This is a genomic window from Mycobacterium sp. DHQP2018-32-09 (assembly GCF_058148405.1).
On the sequence record NZ_JBYVYK010000170.1, the window covers coordinates 1 to 417 of the forward strand.

The window sequence follows — 417 nt, forward strand, 5'->3', positions numbered from 1 at the left end:
GGCACCGGCCGCTGGACCGTCAAGTCCGCACTCGACCTGGGAGTGCCGGTCACCGGCATCGCGGAGGCCGTGTTCGCCCGCGCGCTGTCCGGCTCGAAGCCGCAACGCGCCGCTTCCGTCGGCTTCGCCTCAGGCCAGCTCGGCGAAAAGCCAAGCGATGCAAAGCAGTTCATTGAAGACGTGCGCCAAGCGCTGTACGCCTCCAAGATCGTGGCCTACGCCCAGGGATTCAACCAGATCGCGGCGGGCAGCGCCGAGTACGGCTGGAACGTCAACCCTGGCGATCTGGCCACCATTTGGCGTGGCGGCTGCATCATCCGCGCGCAGTTCCTCAATCGGGTCAAAGAAGCATTCGCCGATCGGCCGGACCTGGCCACGCTGATCGCGGCGCCGTACTTCCGCGACGCCGTCGAGAAG

1 pseudogene is annotated in these 417 nt (G+C 66.9%); it reads left to right on the plus strand.

Going from position 1 to position 417, the window contains the following annotated elements:
• A pseudogene (locus tag AC30CM_RS27200) lies at positions 1 to 417 on the plus strand (NADP-dependent phosphogluconate dehydrogenase); the annotation flags it as partial.